Source organism: Bacillus cereus group sp. BfR-BA-01360 (assembly GCF_022663595.1).
Lineage (GTDB): Bacteria > Bacillota > Bacilli > Bacillales > Bacillaceae_G > Bacillus_A > Bacillus_A cytotoxicus.
Genome location: NZ_JAKUFV010000004.1, coordinates 180,265 through 195,802, shown reverse-complemented (window position 1 = coordinate 195,802; position 15,538 = coordinate 180,265). Strand labels below are relative to the sequence as shown.

The window sequence follows — 15,538 nt, the reverse complement described above, 5'->3', positions numbered from 1 at the left end:
ATCTAAAGAAGGAGCATTCCTGTTAGAAGATTTTTCGGAGACTTGAACAAAAAGGCCCCTCTTGGTATGATGCGGGGTGTCAAATCTGCAGAATTGACATCCAATTTGTTAACCAAGGAGGACTCCATATGAATTTTAAACAAAACCAGAAAATAAATCAAGTCACTGAGAAAATGCTTGTTGGAGGAATCGGTATTGCGAAGCGGTCACATTTCGCTTGCTTTGTAGATGATCGTGAACGAATGCTCCAAAAATCATTTTCAGTTTCTCAATCTCTTGAAGGTTTTGAGTTGTTCTATCAACGTCTCCTAACGGTTATGAAAAAACAGAAGTTTACTGGCCATTACTGATTTAATCCCGCTGATTTTCATGAAGAACGCGGTATTCCTTTGGTTATAGCAAATCCTATGCAGATCAAACGGTCAAAAGAATTAGATGACAATCTACTAATTAAAAATGATCGCAAAGATGCATTCGTGATCGTTCGCTGTATTAAGGATGGACGTTTTAATTACCCTCGTATCTTGAAGGACATGGGAGCTGAACTTCGTGTTGGTAAACATGTAGAAGAAAACTATCAGAATTTGAAATTGGAGGAGGGGGTACCTCCCTCCTCCAATTTCAAATTTCCGCATGACAAATAGATCTGATGATTTTCTTTTTTCGCAAGGTCTATTATGATATACTAGTTTCACATGATTACGAATGTGTTGAAGCGGTTTCGTAATCATAAGATATGTTGTGTGTAATAAGATGAAAAGCCACTTTCAATACCTTATTCACACATGCGATGGATGCAACTTTATGACATTTGTTATAAGGTTGCATTTTTAATTTATCATAGTAATCTACGAAATGATTGTTTCCAAATCGTCGTTGGCGAATCATATTTTGTATTGTAAAACACAGTATTTTGCGTAAATGACGATGGCCACGCTTTTTGATTTTATCCCTGTAAAATAACGTGCCCGATTGAAAACGGCTTATATCAATGCCTGCGTAAACATTCAATTGCTTATGATTATCAAATCGGCTTATATCACCCATTTCTCCGATCAAACGAACGGCTGGATTTTCACCTATGTAAGGATGCTTATTAATATTTGATATTCGTTTCGCCTTCTGAAAGCTTAACCATCCTTCCAATTCATGTTTGTCATTGTCTCAAAATAGCTAGGTATCTTTTCGCATAATCTTTTAATTGTTCACACTGAATAGCATTTTTATCAACAACTGGATAGGACTCTTGTGTAGCTTCTATTAACTGAATTGTTGTTTTAGGAGCTAATTTTTTATCTGTATTGACGAGTAGTCGATTTCGAATAACGGTTTTAGAGAGATGTTTGACACAATCCGCATGAGGAAATAGCTGTAAAATATCTAAAAATAGCTCGGACTTTTGTGTGAAAAGCGATTCCAGCTCTGGAAAAGTCAGCTGTAGTAGCCTATGCATTCGGCTTCAAATCACCTTCAATTCTTCATTTGGTGGTGAAGTGAGTTTGGGCCAAACGGTGGGTATTACTCTTAACCGTTTTATGCATGCGCATAGAAATTGTTTAAAGCTTCGACTCGAGTGGATTTAATAGACAGTATGAAAACCATAATCATTCATAAACCGCTCTAATTGCCTAGAATATACCCTCGTCGCTTCAAATACGATGGCTGGAGCTTGACCATCACCATCACTTCGTACCAAAGTAACGATCTGTTCATATAACTTTTGGAGATGTGTTTGATTATGTAGGATTTCCCCCTCAAAAATGCAAGATTGCGCTGAGCTATAAATAACCATATAACTTTTCCATATACTGACATCGAAAGCAATTACACTTTGCATAAGCATACTTCCTGTTTTTTGTGCGAATTCGAGGCTCTAGGGCTGTCCTGACCTATTCTTCACGTCTGCTAATCTTAGTATGTTTTAAGTGGAAAAATATTGGGATTGATTGGTATAATTCAAATAAGATATTTACAAAGAACTATATTACATCAGGAGGGCAAAATGGGAATTGAAAGACTACAAGAAGAAATAGTGACAGAAGAAATAGAAAATTTAAGATCCTTAGTAAGGTCAGTTAAAAAAGAAGCAAGTATTTTTTTATTAGAAAATAAATATGGGCAAGGAAATTTGTTAAGCCAAACAATATTTCAAATTGCCGCATTAATAGAGAACTTACCAGAGAAAAAATCAATTATTGAAGATTTGGTAAATGTTAAACAATATTCCTCCATGGTTCATGAAGAAACGTTTATAAATTTAGCAGAAAAATATAAAATAGATATGCATTTCGATGAACCGTTAAAGCTTATTGTTACAAAATGTTATTGTAGTTTACCTTTGGAAAAATTTAATAAAATGTGTGTGATAGCAAGTGTAAATAAAGAAAAGCAATATGAAGTATTACGAGGGAAAATGATTGAAAAAACTCTAGAATTTGATGAACAAGATAAAAGGGATATAGAAACGGCAATGGGAAATCTGGTTGAAGCAGGAAGAAACTACATTATCAATTTGGAGAAAGTCAATGATGATATTATTATGACTGCGCATTTTGAAACTAGAACAAGAACATTTACTACTATTAAATCAGGGAAAACGATTGCAACCATTAATGTTAAGCCGACAACAAGGGCGTCAGCAAAATATAACATTAAAGAAAATCGTATTTCATTAAGATATGGCACATCCAATAAAATTAGAAATGCGATGTTGGAATCATTTGGACAAGTTTTCTTTAAAGATAATAATCATTTTAAAGGTGATAGTTATCAGATATATAAATTGGATGATGTGAAGAATGATGATTTTTCAATACGTATTGACGAGGAACTACAAGACAAGGTTTTATCAGCTAACATTATAGAAGAAACGTTAAAGTTTAATTTAGAAGATAATGAGGTAGTATTAGTTGTAAAGTCAAAAGATGTAGAGGAGACATTGGAGCTTTTATCTAATGAGCATGTTCAATTAAAAGCTCAGCCTAGGGAAAGTGTAGTTATCCAAATCAAAATAAAAGACGGTGAACAACAAGATAAAATAAAAACGTTAAAAGTAAAAATTTCAAGCAATAGTAAAATTCATTTTGACCCACGTTATACAGAAATTGTTCATAAATGTCTTCAGAACTGGGGGATAGAGATTGGAAGTTAAAGAGAAAGAGCTATTAAAAAAAGTATTGACGTATTTGGATAAAAATGTTCATTATATCATGGATCATAAAGAGTATGATTTGATAGAGAGTAGCTTAAGGGATAAATGGTTTATTGCTTTAACAATGACAAGTACAACATGTCCTATCTGTGAGGATTTGTGTCATCTTGCGTTTGATGAAGATGATGATTTTGTGGTTTGTCCGAATACGCATGAAATAATTGATATTACGGATGAACAACGTTTTAAATATAGATTTAAGTTAGATGAATTTTTGTGCGAATTGCAAAAAGAATGGAAGATTGAAAGAAGAGAAGGTTCATGGAAAAGCTTCTCTTCTATTGGTTCAACAAGCTACAAAGAAGATAAATGGTTGATAATGTTTGGATTAGGAAACGAAAAAGTGAATAGTATTAGAAACATTATGGAACTTCGAACACATTTTCCACAAGACTATATTTTACTAATTGTTAATGAATTTTTAAGTTACGAAGAACCTCAAAAGCAAATATTAAATAATATGGGTGTGTTTTTAGCGTCTTGGGAAGAGTCATTAGAGTCAACATTCAATCATATTTACAGTGAACAAGATCAGGTTTTATTACTAACTAAGGGTATTTTAAGTGCGGGTGCAAGCAAGGATACGGAAATTGTTATGTCAGCACTGAAACATGCTGCTACAACTGCACAAGGAACAGAATTTGAAAGGCAAGTATATAATGTTATTCGTCAATTATTTCAAATTGCAATGCCCTTTGGTAGTAAATACACAGGGTTTGGAATTCCAGATGGCGTCATAAGCGAAGGGAAAAGCAATCCATTTCCTGTCATGTTTTATGATTGTAAGTCTTTTAAAGGGGAAGATTATCGTCATAAGTCAGAGATACCAATGCAAGTAAATTACTATGAGGATTTTTTAGAGAATTTTTTTTCAAAAGAACATGCATATCGAAATACAGGGTTTATTATTTTTGCTAATAAATATTCCGATGACGCACAAAGTAGTATCATAGGTTCTCCACATTGGCAATACGTACGTGAGAAGTGTACAGTATTTTTTATGAATGTGAAAGCTTTGGAAAAAGCAGATGAGATGGCTAAAAATTTTTTTGTACAAAGTGGTTTTAATAGTTTCGACTTTTTTCAGGTGTGTTTCGAAAACAGAACTGAATTATTTAATGACAGAGAAACTGAACAATATTATCAACAGATATTTAAGGACTCTCTTTATAGTAATCTTCGTTTTATAGACGATGTAAGAATAGAGTTGGCACTGATAACAGGTATTGTGAATGCAATAAATAATTTAAATAATAAAGATGGTTTGAGTAAAGATTTAAAAATAGTTATAAAGAATTCTATGCATGAGAAGAAGAAGATGCGTGTACACAAACCCGTGATATCTGTATTTTTGTCAGAATTTATAGAAATGATGAATACTAATGAGTTAATAAATAAGTTTCATCCACTATCCATATTGCTAGTCATGAACCGTTTCGATGATGATTTACGTAGTGCAGTAGGCGAAGCTAAGTATGATGAAACATTAGATGAGGTACAAAATAAAATAGAAGAGTCATTAGTTTAAGTTTTTTGAATTAGATGAATACTATAAGCTTAGGGGAGAAAATTACAGTGTTTTGTGATAAGTTAAATGCTCTCTATACGTTTAAAGTGTTTAATATCACATTATTCAAAAAACAAATTGGGTTGTACACTTGAAATGAGATTCACTGTGACATAGCGTTATAGAAATAATAAGGTTTTGTGCGTTTATATCTATATATAATAATTTAAAAAATAATAAGAAATGAAAGAAAAAGTAACTTGGAGGAATTCAAATGCCAATCTACAATAAACTAGTACGCGATCGCATTCCAGAAATTATCGGAAATAATGGAAAAACATTCACAACAAGAATGCTTGATGAACAAGAATACATAGAAGAAGTGTGTAAAAAAACGCAAGAAGAGTTAGCGGAGTATGTGGAGGCGGAGAGTAAAGAGCATAAAGTAGAGGAGTTAGCGGATTTATTAGAGCTTGTAAATGCGTTAGCGCAGCATGAGGGTGTAACGCTTGAAGACGTGGAGAAAGTGCGTAAACAAAAAGCGGAAAAGCGCGGTGGTTTTAGGGAGAGAATCTTTTTAGTTGAGGTACATGATGACTAATGTTCAGCTTGTTACAAACAATTTGATTCAAAAGTTAGAGCGTTATATGGAAGATGCTAAGGCGATCTACATTTTGACGTCATTTGTGATGAAATCTGGTGTTGAAGTATTAACTGAAGCGTTGCAAAAAGCAGCAGAAAAGAATGTGGATATTAAGGTTTGTACAGGAGATTATTTATATATTACACAGCCTGATGCTTTGGAAAAGCTTTATCATATCCATCCGAATATCGAGATTCGTTTGTGGAAGAGTGCAGGGAAGTCGTTTCATCCGAAAGCTTATTTGTTCGAGCATGAAAGTGATGGAGTGATGATTGTTGGTTCTTCTAATATGTCTCGCTCAGCATTAACAAGTGGTGTGGAATGGAGTTTGCTTGTGAAAGAGAGTGTTGGAAAAGAAGCTTTTTCAGAAGCAATTAATCAATTTTTACATATTCATATGAATGAGGCTACTCAATCCGTTAATTTAGAAACAATTAAACAATATCGCCAAGAATATGAAGAGTTCCATCAAACACATTCTAACTTAGTTCGAACATGGACAAAGCAAGAAGAGATTGAGATGATGATTCCTTCTGGGCAAGAGGGATATGAGATAAAATCAGGGGCACAAATCGAGGTCGAGCCAACTGCGCCATATGAAACGAAAATTGCACCACGTTTTGCGCAAGTTCCTGCTTTAGAGCAATTAGAAAATACGCTTGAAGAGGGGTATAACAAAGCGATGATTGTTATGGCAACAGGGCTTGGAAAAACGTATTTAGCTGCTTTTTTCGCTAAACGTTTTAAAAGAGTGCTATTTGTTGCACATTTAGAAGAAATATTGAACCAAGCAGAGCAATCTTTTCAACGTGTGATACGTGATAAGACAACAGGAATTTATAATGGTAAGAGAAAAGAAGGAGAGAAGGATGTTGTTTTTGCGTCTATTCAAACATTGAGTAGAAAGCGTCATTTAGAAAACTTTTCTCCAGATGATTTTGATCTCATTATTGTGGATGAATTCCACCATGCGGCAGCAAATAGCTATCAAAAGGTGCTAGATTATTTTAATCCCAACTTTTTACTCGGGATAACAGCTACGCCAGATCGTAATGATTTCCGTGATATTTATTCGATTTGTGATGGAAACGTTGCGTATCGCATTGATTTTATGGAAGCGATTCAGCGTGGCTGGTTATCTCCGTTTCACTATTATGGTGTGTATGATGATACGGACTATTCACAAGTGCGCTGGATTGGAAATAAGTATGATCGTGAAGAGTTAGCCGAGGTACAGTTAAAAGAAGAGGTAGCTGACAAGATTTTAGAAGCATGGAAGAAGTATAAGAAAACGAGAACAATTGTGTTTTGTTCTAGCATTAGGCAAGCAGTCTTTCTATCTACATATTTTAATCAAAACGGTTACAATACTATTTCGCTTCACTCTGAAACGAAGGATATTTCAAGAGAAGATGCGATTAAGAGGCTGGACCGTAACACGCTAGATGCAATTTTCACGGTTGATTTGTTTAATGAAGGTGTAGACATTCCGTCTGTTGATACATTACTATTTGTACGCCCAACAGAATCGTTAACAATTTTCACACAGCAAATTGGACGTGGATTAAGGTTGCATGAACAAAAAGAGCATTGTGTGGTTATCGATCTAATTGCTAATTATCGAAATGCGGATGTGAAAATGCAGATGCTTCGTGTAGAAGGATTAGCGAAAAAGGGCGGAACTCAACCTATTTTGCCAGAGGGTTGTGTCATAGAGTTTGAGCTAGAAGCAAAACAGCTATTAGATGAACTTGTCAAAAAGAGAATGCCGCGAAAAGAAAAGTTATTACATAGTTATCAAACGGTAAAAATGGAATTAGGGCGTAGACCAACATATTTAGAATTGCATAAGCTTGGTACAGAAGAGAGTAAAGAGTATCGCCAAGAATTTAAATCTTATGTTGGCTTTTTAGCGTGGGCTAATGAATTAACAGCGCAAGAAAAAGAAGTGTTTATACGTTATGAAGCGTGGTTACAAGAAGTAGAGAAAACAGGAATGGCTAAAAGTTATAAAATGTTGCTGCTATCAACAATGTTACAACGTGGAAAAGAGAAATGGTACCATCCGATATCGCCAAAAGAAGTTGCACCATTTTTCCATCATTACTTAATGGAGAAAGAATATCGCAAGCGTATTGATTTTAGTGATAAACAAGCACAACGTATGTGGGAATATGATGCAGAAAAGGTTAGTAAATTAATTGCAACAATGCCGATGACGAAATGGAGCGGTAGTTCAAAAGGATTGTTATCTTTTGATGGAAATGTGTTTTCTATAAACATGGATATTCAAAAAGAAGATGAGCATCTTTTATTTGAATGGACGAAAGAGATTTGTGAGTATCGTCTTCATGTGTATTTTGAGCGGAAAATGTGATGACGAAATAAAGTGAACTATTGATAAAAAGCACTTTTATGTGTGATTTAGCAGTTACTTCTATATGTTGTGGATGTAAGTAGTGAGTATATAAGTAAAATAGACAGCGTTGGATAAGGAAAACTCCTTACTCAACGCTTATTTAATTTTTATGATAAATTATAGGTCTATTATTAAATATTTTTGATTCTAAACAATATACATAATGTAGTACTAAACATAATTTTAAAGTTGAATAATTTGATATAATATTTTCGTTATATAATAAAAGAATGACTGGAGGAAAAGTTGTGGGAAAGCGAGAGAAGCTTGAAGAGTTAAGTGAAAAGCGTATGAATGAGGCGATTAAAAAAATTCGTTTAATCGGTAATTTAGCGAATCGAAATAATTATGATTATACGGATAAGCATGTAAAAGAGATTATTAGTGCATTTGAAGTGGAAATTCAAATGTTAAAAAATAAATTTAAAAAAGATCCCGACCCAGAAATTTCATTTAAGTTTAGTGAGAAAAATAAATAAGGAGTATCCTATGAATTCGACAAAGAAAAAACAGTTATGGCAGTTTTCACTAATTCCAAATATTGAAGAATCGAACTTTAATAAAGTTCTAGAGAGATTTTTTAATTTGAAAATTCTGGGGTTAACACGTGAAAATACGCAAAATGCATTAGATGGACGCTTGCTTGATTTTGATGGACCAGTTATTTTGACGATTAAAACAGGTACAATCAAAAGAGAAGATATTCCTGGTATTAATGAAGTCATTGAACGTATTTCATGCTTAAAAGGACGCAATAGTTATACAAAAGAAACAATTGAGCATATGCGTAGTAAAATGCTTCAAAGTGAAGTGGGGTATATTTCCTTTGAAGATTTCAATACGAGAGGGTTAAAAGGAGCAGTAAATGGTCAAAGCGACTCAAAAGAAGATACATGGGCAATTTATGCATACAACAAAGGAGTTCATTCAGAGGAAGAGGATGAAGCTGTAGAAACGTCACGCGGTGGTTCTCATGGCGTTGGAAAAATTGCTTCAAATGCAGCTTCGGATTTAAATCTCATGTATTTTGCTAATTGCGATGCAGAAGGAAACCAACACCTTGGTGGCACGGTACAATTGATTGAGCATACATATCATAACCAATGTTATCGCTCTACGGGTTATTTCACAGATATTAAGGTGTTCAGTGACAACAAAACAAAATTTTATCCATTTGAAAATCACTTTCACGAAGTATTTGAGAAGAAGACACGCGGCTTAAAAATCATTATTCCGTTCTTACGTGAAGAATATAATAATGAAAAAGAAATTATTAAGAGTATTTGTGATAGCTTCTTCATTTCAATTCTTCAAAATAAGTTAGAGGTGATCGTCAATGATAAAAAAATTACGCACGAAACGATTCAGAGTTATGTATCGAACGCCGATTATTATGTACAAGAAATGACAGAAATGAAGAAAGAGTTTACACCTTTATATGTAGGAACATATTTACAGGAAAAACCAAGAAAATTAATAGTATCAGATGGTGTAATTGATTATCAATTTAATCTTTATTTTCGCTATGATGAGGCTATTCCTAAAGGACGAGTTGCTATTGTACGAACGATTGGTATGAAAATTGAAGATAAGAAAATTAAAGGAAATGCCAATAAACCATTCAATGCAGTATTAATTGGCGGAGCAGAAGAGGATGCGTATTTAAAATCTTTAGAAAACGAATCGCATACAGAGCTCTCGTATGAACATATTAAAAATCCACAACTTCAAAAACGTGCGAAAAAATTTATTAATAATTTATCTCGCGAAATTTCAAAGATCATTGAAGAAGCGATCAAGCAAAATAATCCAACAGATGGGTTAATGAATACAAAGGATATTTTGTATATTGTGGAAAATGAGTTTAAACGAGATTTATCAGATGCAACAGCAACGGTTATGATCAATAAAGGGAAATCGCTTGTAAAAATGACAACGAATGTTCCCAAAAAAAAGAAAAAAGTAAAAGGTGATATAAAAAAAAATAAACTAACTTCGACAATACGAAATCCTGTAAAGCGTGTGAAGCCTAAATCAACTGCAAATAGTGGAAGCGATCAAGAAAGAGTGCGTAATAAATACAGTGTAAATCCAGAAATTGTTGAGCGTCTAATTGTTGGGAACAATGAGATGGTTCAATTCAACTTTACGGGAAGTAAAGAAATCATGAAAGAACAAGTGTGTGATATTTCTCTGTCAATTATTGATGGTATGGGTGTGGAATATACGGATGAGTTTAATGTTCATGAAAGCTATAACCGTATTATTGATCGTACAACAGGGAAAGTATGTGAAGTTGAAAATAATATAATTAAAGATATTGCCATCAAGCAAGGTATGGTTCAACTTCAGTTTGAGCTGAAATATACTTACAACAAAGCTCTAAAATTTGTTTACTATGTAGAGGTGTAATATGATTTACAAAAAAGATGCAAACTTCCCATATCCATTATTAACGAATACATCTACAAGTTATGAAAGTAGTCAGTTCACTTTAGACGTCCAATTACAAGAAAATGTGCACAGCTATCGTTTTGACATTCAGTATGAAATTGATTCAGGCTTTATGAATCGTTTATTGGAACAAGAGCTAGTACAGCTCATTTTAGTTATTCAGTCAAAGGATAATAAGTTCTTTAAACTAAGTCGACATGAAAAAGCCATCGAAATTCCAAAGTCGCGTATTTCTGTTAGCAAACGAACAACTATTCAGTTGCATCTTCAATCGAAAGAGGACATTAACTTTAAAGATAATGATGACCTAAGTGAATTTTATCAGCAATTCAAGGATAACATTATTGTGCCTAAGCATTCGATTTTAGGATTCTCAAATGTTGTAATGTTTGAAGGTAGTAGTACAAAACCGTTAGATTTGTTTGAGAAGAAGGTGGATCCTCATTTACCGTGTGATATCAAAATTGAACTTAGTAGTGAAACAATTATTATTCATTATAAACATGAACAATTGCAGTTTAATAGTTTACCAATGAGTAATACATTAAATAATCCTTATATTTATATGGGGCTTCAAAAGGCACTCTATCGTTTTATTGTTAATAACGGTGATGATGGAGAACAAGTCGATTTGGAACAAATCGATATACCAATCGACCAGTTGGATTTTAAATTATATAATTTAATGAGAAAAAAGATGATTTATGAATTAAGTGTTGATTCAATTGATGAAGTCATTTATGCTATTTCGGATAGAATTATTGAGAAATATGCATCAGCAGTCAGGGGGCTAAGTTTATATGGAAATTAAGCTACTCAAAAAGGGTTACAAAAATAACGAACAATTTTACAAAGATTTTTTAGATGACCAAATTAAGTATAAAGATGAGTATTTTCTAGGAGACAGTGTTTATATAGACGAAGCACCTGACTTTCCAATTTACTTGGCACAACGAAGTGTAGCAGAGCGAAAAAAGTTATTCCTAGAAGCATTTGATGTGCTGTCACGCTCGTATTTACATACTGATCGCGATCTTCATTTTGATGAGGTATTTTGGCATTCCTTACTTACTACCATGAAGCGAGATTATTTGCTAGAAACATATCCACAAATTGCAGATGATATCAAGTATTTTAACAACATTGTTTTAAAAGATTTTAACTGGGAAAGCTATATTTATAAATGCGTTCTTGGAGTACAGTATATCAATGATGCAGTGTCAGATGAAAAGGAGCGCATACGTTATTATGAACTGTTAGTTGATAATTTAGATATGTATAATTACATTATCAAATATGAAATTTTTCGTAATGATCGTTTCTTATTGAATATTTTAGATATTATTGATGAACTAAATGTTTCAAAAGTAATGAAGTCGAAAATTACTGGGCGTGACTATTTAGGAAAAGATGAGCGTGTTGGTCGACGTGTCATTTTCGAATTTAATAAAAGTTATCCAGTTGTTATGTCACCGATGCTTGAAAAGGATGAGCTAAAAGAGTACTTTTTACTATATTTAAGCTATTATTATGATGATATGTCATTATTAGAAGAACCAGTCGGAATTTGATACACAATCTCGTCTTAAAAGTACCTTAGGCACTTTTAAGACGATTGTTAGTATTGGTATGTGATTAAATGATTTATTCATATTTTTTATAAATTATCAAATGTCTTAAATATTTTATCCACAACATTATCTACTGTAATGTCTGTTTTTTGCAATACCAAAGTGGTTCTTACGCAGATTTGGTGAAATCTCATATAACGTTGTTACCGTATAAAATTTTATTCTTTCAAAATAATAAATCAGAGTTTACATAACATGCGCTTTTGCAATATAGCTAAACCAGCTCGCCCATACAACATTCGTTTGATTGATTTCAAGCGATTTACCTGCCCTTCTAACACGCCATTACTATAGGGAAGAAGAAAGGCATGCTTCACGGCTTGTAAATCGTTGCGTAAATGACGGGCATATGAATAAAAGGGTTGTTCTTTATGGGAAAGTTGTATCAAAAAGTCACTTTGAAAGCCTTGTAAAACAGAATGACATGCTATTAGCCGAATTTCCTGTTCTTTGGACAGAGGAAGAAGAGCAATATGTAAAAGAAGTAATGAAGATTATGGATGAATGAAAAGGCACCCTAATGAATGACTAGTTACTGCAGGTTTTCATTCATCATTTTTCTGATTTCTAGATATGATGTACAAAAATAATACAAATAAGAATAGACCTAAACTTATACAAGTCGTTAAAAAATCATCTTTTATACAGTAATTTATTAGGGTGATTAGTAGTAAACAAATTGCTCCAATGAAAGGTAACTTGTCTTTTATTGTTTTTAGCATAGTGTCCTCCTTATAATGATTTGAGCGTTAGTATCATACGAGTCTTTTTTCTTTGAAACTCATTGTAAGAATTTTATTGTGTTCTTGCATTTGTATAGAAGAATATGATATATAGCTATTTTCAAAAGCATAACAGTAAAGCACCTCATGATTCCATTTGATAAACATTGCTCTCTATAAACTATATCATGTACAGTATAAAAAGAGAGTACGAAACACTAGATAGGCGGCGATAGAGATGAAGCATAAATATGAGTTTATTGAACTTCAAGAAAATTTCCCTTTTAAAATGTTTATCAATAGTGTGGATGATATTCCATTTCATTGGCATAAAGAGATTGAGCTTATTTTTGTTGTGCAAGGGTCTATTGATTTAATTGTTGAAAATCAGCGGTATACGTTGCATGAACGAGATTTAATTGTGATTAATAGTATGAATGTGCATAAAATGGATAAGACTGATTTGGAAAATGTGTTGTTAACGTTACAAATTGATTTAGAGATGACGAATCATTATATTCCTGAATTAGAAAAAGTAATATTTTACTGTAATTCACAAGATACAGAGCAACAAGAAGCATATCATGTGATTCGGCGTTATCTGGCGCAAATGGCTTGGGAGTTCAATAAACGTGTCAAAGGCTATCAATCAAATCTAGTGGGAATTCTTTATTTGTTAATTGGCCATCTATTTCGTTCTTTTCCTCATGAATTGAGAGATACAGAAATCATCATGTCCACGAATCATGATATGGAACGGTTAAGTCGGATTATTCAATACGTTGATGAAAATTATATGAAAAAGCTGTCATTAAATGAAATGGCTGAGCGAGAACATCTTAGCTTTTACTACTTTTCACATTTTTTTAAGAATAAGATGGGCATGTCTTTTAAGAAATATTTAACTTTAATTCGCTTAGATAAAGCAGCTAGTCAGTTATTAGAGACGGACAAAAGTATTTTAGATATTTCCTTAGATTGCGGCTTTGCGAATAATAAAGCATTTAACAAGGCTTTTAAAGAAAAGTTTGGAATGACACCAACTGCATATCGCCAGCAAGGTATGGAACGGCAATCTCTTCTTCCGCCATTAGTTCCATTAATAATGGAAGAAACGTCTCATGGTATTTATTCTGATGTGTCGAAAGTAAATGCCTTAGAAAATTTATTTGAATACTTGCCTGGCGAAGAGATTCACGCTGAGAATCAACATACTATGGTTAATAAACTTCGTGTGGAAGTTGATATGAAACAACCTGGTCAACCGTATGAGAAACATTGGACAAAGTTAACGACTGCGGGAAGGGCAGTAGAAGGTCTTCGTTCAGATTGGCAGGAGCAATTTCTTATTGTGAAAGAAGAATTAGATTTTCAGTACATTCGTTTTCATGGGATTTTTAATGATGAAATGATGGTCTATCATGAATCCCCTGAGGGAAAAAGTACTTATAATTGGAGTTATGTAGATAAATTATATGATTTCCTTGTGAAAACAAAGACGTATCCATTTGTAGAATTGGGATTTATGCCGTCTCATTTAAGGCGTTCAGATGAAACGATATTTTGGTGGAAAGGTAATATTGCACCGCCTCGCGACATGAAAAAATGGGTTGACTTAGTCGAGAATTTTGTTCGTCATTGTATTCATCGTTATGGAATTGAGGAAGTACGGAATTGGTATTTTGAAGTTTGGAATGAGCCAGATTTAGAAGGAGTTTGTTGGGCTGGGACTCGTGAAGAGTATTTCGAGTTCTATCGAGCGACGGCGAATGCAATTAAGTCCGTTTCGCCTGAATTAAAAGTAGGAGGACCTGCTCTTAACTATGGTACAGCTTTGCAAAAGACGTGGTTGGCAGATTTCCTTACTTTTTGTGAACAAAAGGAAGTACCGATTGATTTTATTTCGTTTCATATGTATTCCGAATACGTGGATACAGCGAAAGCGAAGTCTACTAGTTTAACTGAAATGAAACAAGCGACTTTTTATCAAGAAATTATTAATAGCGTGCGAGAAACGTTATCTTGTGCGAATCGTAATGATTTAAGTTTACATGTTACAGAGTGGAACTTTTCTCTTTTTTCACGAAATTTGATTCACGATACGATGTTTATGGGGCCGTTTATTATGAAGCATGTTCTTGATTCAATCGGTAAGATTCAGTCACTAGGCTTCTGGACATTTACTGACATTTTTGAGGAATTTCTTGCGGGTACATCGATTTTTCATGGTGGGTTTGGCTTGATGAATATGCAAGGTTTAAAGAAACCTTCCTACTACGCTTATTATTTATTGAAAAAGCTAGGATCTCACATTCTTGCGAAAGGTGAACAATATATCGTAACAAAGCAAAACGAGGACATCCAAATACTAGCCTTTAATTATAGTCATGTAGATCAACTGTTTATGGAAGGTGACTGGTCTGGCATGACGCAAAAAAATCGGTATAGTGTGTTTGAAGTAAAAGAACAAATAAATCTTGAAATAAACATCCATAACATATTTGGAGCTTATCAATATACGCATTATCAGCTGGACCGTAAGAATGGTTCTGTGTTTGATGAATGGTTAGCGATGGGTGCACCTGAATCTCCTTCTACAGAAGAAATTCAATATTTGAAAAAAAGAAGTGGACCAACGATACGAACAGAACAACTTGTTATGGATTCATCTTTTCAAGTGACAATGGAAATTCCGTCTTTCGGTGTTCAATTCATTACCCTTAACAAAATGATTTAAGGAAAACAAGGCATTCTTGCTTATTAGCAGGGATGTTTTTTGTTTTCTTTTCATTTTTTCTCATATGAATATCAGATTCTTTTTATAAAGACAACAAAAAAGGCCATAATACTCAACAAAATCAGAAATGTAAACGTTAACATTGTATATTAAACTGTTACTGTAAGTTCAGTTAACATCAATAGTTTAGAAGAAACATGATAAATAGATTCTA

Annotated in this window: 11 protein-coding genes and 2 pseudogenes; 11 read left to right on the top strand and 2 right to left on the bottom strand. The window is 33.4% G+C overall.

From position 1 onward, the window contains the following. Positions 1-128: 128 nt before the first annotated feature. Positions 129-557 (top strand): annotated as a pseudogene (locus MR056_RS22825) (IS110 family transposase); the annotation flags it as partial. Between the two features lie 142 nt (positions 558-699). Here the strand turns inward: MR056_RS22825 and MR056_RS06195 are convergent. Then, positions 700-1,837: pseudogene (locus MR056_RS06195) on the bottom strand (transposase). A gap of 165 nt (positions 1,838-2,002) precedes the next feature. Between MR056_RS06195 and MR056_RS06190 the strand changes: the two are divergent. The 8 genes from MR056_RS06190 to MR056_RS06155 all read left to right on the top strand — a co-directional run bounded on the left by MR056_RS06190 (position 2,003) and on the right by MR056_RS06155 (position 11,805). After that, positions 2,003-3,151: a hypothetical protein gene (locus MR056_RS06190; RefSeq protein ID WP_011983850.1), complete on the top strand. Its 1,149-nt coding sequence runs from the start codon at positions 2,003-2,005 to the stop codon at positions 3,149-3,151. After that, a complete protein-coding gene (locus MR056_RS06185; RefSeq protein ID WP_011983851.1) occupies positions 3,141-4,739 on the top strand; it encodes a hypothetical protein in 1,599 nt (532 codons plus the stop codon). The genes MR056_RS06190 and MR056_RS06185 overlap by 11 nt, the downstream gene beginning before the upstream one ends. 253 nt (positions 4,740-4,992) lie before the next feature. Next, positions 4,993-5,319, top strand: coding sequence for a nucleoside triphosphate pyrophosphohydrolase (locus tag MR056_RS06180; RefSeq protein ID WP_011983852.1), 327 nt, complete (start codon positions 4,993-4,995; stop codon positions 5,317-5,319). Beyond that, a complete protein-coding gene (locus MR056_RS06175; protein WP_242136527.1) occupies positions 5,312-7,738 on the top strand; it encodes a DEAD/DEAH box helicase family protein in 2,427 nt (808 codons plus the stop codon). Before MR056_RS06180 ends, MR056_RS06175 begins: the two co-directional genes overlap by 8 nt. Before the next feature lie 290 nt (positions 7,739-8,028). Then, complete coding sequence (locus MR056_RS06170) at positions 8,029-8,259, top strand: hypothetical protein (protein WP_048722124.1); 231 nt, start codon at positions 8,029-8,031, stop codon at positions 8,257-8,259. 10 nt (positions 8,260-8,269) lie between these two features. Further along, positions 8,270-10,192, top strand: coding sequence for a hypothetical protein (locus tag MR056_RS06165; protein ID WP_048722127.1), 1,923 nt, complete (start codon positions 8,270-8,272; stop codon positions 10,190-10,192). Between the two features lies 1 nt (position 10,193). Beyond that, positions 10,194-11,045 carry a hypothetical protein gene (locus MR056_RS06160; protein WP_210370681.1) on the top strand — a complete coding sequence of 284 codons (852 nt, stop codon included), beginning with the start codon at positions 10,194-10,196 and terminating at the stop codon, positions 11,043-11,045. Further along, positions 11,035-11,805, top strand: a complete 771-nt coding sequence (locus tag MR056_RS06155) for a hypothetical protein (protein WP_048722135.1) — start codon at positions 11,035-11,037, stop codon at positions 11,803-11,805. Before MR056_RS06160 ends, MR056_RS06155 begins: the two co-directional genes overlap by 11 nt. A gap of 239 nt (positions 11,806-12,044) precedes the next feature. Here the strand turns inward: MR056_RS06155 and MR056_RS06150 are convergent, their stop codons facing one another. Further along, positions 12,045-12,182, bottom strand: a complete 138-nt coding sequence (locus tag MR056_RS06150) for a hypothetical protein (protein WP_375293708.1) — start codon at positions 12,180-12,182, stop codon at positions 12,045-12,047. A 32-nt stretch (positions 12,183-12,214) separates the two neighbouring features. Between MR056_RS06150 and MR056_RS06145 the strand changes: the two genes are divergently transcribed. Together MR056_RS06145 and MR056_RS06140 are read left to right on the top strand one after the other, a co-directional pair. Then, positions 12,215-12,373: a hypothetical protein gene (locus tag MR056_RS06145; protein ID WP_210370704.1), complete on the top strand. Its 159-nt coding sequence runs from the start codon at positions 12,215-12,217 to the stop codon at positions 12,371-12,373. A 452-nt stretch (positions 12,374-12,825) separates the two neighbouring features. Further along, positions 12,826-15,324 carry a GH39 family glycosyl hydrolase gene (locus MR056_RS06140; protein WP_210351974.1) on the top strand — a complete coding sequence of 833 codons (2,499 nt, stop codon included), beginning with the start codon at positions 12,826-12,828 and terminating at the stop codon, positions 15,322-15,324. The last annotated feature ends 214 nt before the right edge of the window (positions 15,325-15,538 follow it).

Coding starts and splice junctions, on each gene's coding strand:
- MR056_RS06190 (WP_011983850.1), top strand. CDS start 2,003: ATGGGAATTGAAAGACTACAAGAAGAAATAGTGACAGAAGAAATAGAA.
- MR056_RS06180 (WP_011983852.1), top strand. CDS start 4,993: ATGCCAATCTACAATAAACTAGTACGCGATCGCATTCCAGAAATTATC.
- MR056_RS06175 (WP_242136527.1), top strand. CDS start 5,312: ATGACTAATGTTCAGCTTGTTACAAACAATTTGATTCAAAAGTTAGAG.
- MR056_RS06165 (WP_048722127.1), top strand. CDS start 8,270: ATGAATTCGACAAAGAAAAAACAGTTATGGCAGTTTTCACTAATTCCA.
- MR056_RS06160 (WP_210370681.1), top strand. CDS start 10,194: ATGATTTACAAAAAAGATGCAAACTTCCCATATCCATTATTAACGAAT.
- MR056_RS06155 (WP_048722135.1), top strand. CDS start 11,035: ATGGAAATTAAGCTACTCAAAAAGGGTTACAAAAATAACGAACAATTT.
- MR056_RS06145 (WP_210370704.1), top strand. CDS start 12,215: ATGAATAAAAGGGTTGTTCTTTATGGGAAAGTTGTATCAAAAAGTCAC.
- MR056_RS06140 (WP_210351974.1), top strand. CDS start 12,826: ATGAAGCATAAATATGAGTTTATTGAACTTCAAGAAAATTTCCCTTTT.